This is a genomic window from Campylobacter sp. Cr9, assembly GCF_020138295.1.
In the GTDB taxonomy this organism is placed as follows: Bacteria; Campylobacterota; Campylobacteria; order Campylobacterales; family Campylobacteraceae; genus Campylobacter_E.
The window spans coordinates 1-835 of the sequence record NZ_JACGBH010000040.1 but is presented as its reverse complement, the minus strand read 5'-3'; the positions used below and the strand labels follow the sequence as shown (position 1 = coordinate 835).

At 24.1% G+C, this 835-nt stretch carries 1 protein-coding gene; it reads right to left on the bottom strand.

What is annotated here, in order from left to right; all coding sequences use genetic code 11:
• A partial coding sequence (locus AVANS14531_RS09125; RefSeq protein ID WP_336612162.1) for a DUF4422 domain-containing protein occupies nt 1-835 on the bottom strand: 835 nt, incomplete at both ends.

Here is an 835-nt window from a genome sequence, read left to right as displayed (position 1 = left end):
TTGCATAATCTCAGTATTCATTATAAAAGAAATTTGAAATTTTTTAACTTTATAATCATTTTTATGCTTAAATATATAATAACTCATCAATCTTTCAGCTATAAAACCTATTATCCTCATGCCTTTAACATCTAATTCTTTACATTTTATAGAGTCGAATAAATCAAAAAGCACTGGAAAAACCCAACTGCAAAATGACATAAAAATACTTTTTTTAAAAATAAACATATTATACCAAACATGTTTATTTGTAGATAAAAAATTAAAAAATAACTCTTTTTCATGTGGAAATTTTTGCAAAAATAAATCAATAAATAAATCCCATATTTTTGAATCTAAGCCATATTTTTCATTACACAAATCTTCATTGAATTGATTATAAACTGTTTTACCATAATATTCAGCAACATGTACAATATCACACTCTAATAAAAGTTTACAAATTTTATCATTATCAAAAATACAACAATAAGATAAATATTCGTTGCTAATACTATTAAAATATTTTACATCCGTATTAACATCAAGACAAACTTCATTTTTAAATAAAAAATGCCTTCTATAATGCATAAAACCAAAATATTCAGGATTTCCTAAATTATCATAATTTTTCCAAGCCCAATAAATACCAGTCATCTCACAAAAGTATCTATTAAGATAAGATATATTATCTCCTGTATCATCTCCTATCATATTAGATAACAACCATTCCTTATCGTCATTACTTAAACCAGCATCTTTACTTTGTTCATTCATTACAGCTCGTCCTAAATGTATAGGAACTAATATTTCACTTTTAAGTAATGTTGCTGGTTTATGATAACCTACTAGGATT